Below are 960 nucleotides of genomic sequence, written 5' to 3' on the forward strand. Positions count from 1 at the left end.
TCACCCGTACCGGCGCAGCTCGTGGAAGAAGTCGTCGACGACGTGCAACTCGCCGGAGCGGGTCACCTCGTCGTAGACGTATTTGCCGACGGCGAGGTCGAGCACGCCGAGGCCGAAGGGCGAGAACACCACGGGGCGGTCTGCCGGCACCGTGACCTGTCCGGCGATCACGTCGTCCAAGGTGCCGTGCAGGAAGTCGCGGTTTCCCGTGAGCTGTTCGGCGAGGTGGGGCGAGGTGTTGGCTTTGAGGCAGTGTTCGACGTCGTCGACGATGTTGGTGGAGGCGAGCACGATCTCGGGGGCGAGGTCGCGCAGTGACACGTGCAGGACGAGCGGGTTGTGGTCGAACCAGGACACGTCGCTGACGTGGGGCTGGGCGGCCACGGTGGCGAAGACGATGAGGTCGCTGGAGCGGATGAGGTCCTCCGCGGAGCGGTGCACCGTGATCCGTCCGGGAGTGCCGGACTGTTCGAGGTAGCCGCGGAACCCTGCGGCGTGTTCGGTGGACAGGTCGAACACGCCGATGTCGTCGAAGGACCAGCCGGTGCCGGCGAGGAAGGTGTGGATGTAGCGGGCGATGAGGCCGAGGCCGATGAACCCGACGCGAATGGGGCGGGTGCGGCCGCGGCTGAGCCGGTCGGCGGCGAGTGCGGCGGAGGCGGCCGTCCTGGTGGCGCTGATGATGGAGCTTTCCAGGCAGGCGAAGGGGTAGCCGGTGTCGTGGTCGTTGAGGATGAGGACGGCTGAGGCGCGTGGGATGCCGGCTGCCACGTTGCCGGGGAAGCTGGAGATCCATTTCAGGCCGTCGACCCGGACGTGGCCGCCGATGGAGGCGGGCAGGGCGATGATCCGGTCGTCGGGACGGTCGGGGAAACGCAGGAAGTAGGACGGTGGGTTCACCGAGTCGCCTGCGCCGTGCAGGCGGTAGGTGGCCTCGACCACCTCCATGATCTGCTTCTC

The 960-nt window shown here is 68.1% G+C and carries 1 protein-coding gene; it reads right to left on the minus strand.

Translation table 11 applies throughout. The annotated features are described in order from the left end of the window. Positions 1-960 (minus strand): 2,3-diaminopropionate biosynthesis protein SbnB (gene sbnB / locus AC5L35_RS37325; protein WP_495064476.1); only part of this gene is annotated, 960 nt, incomplete at its 5' end.

This window comes from Pseudonocardia sp. OZ21 (genome assembly GCF_059359135.1).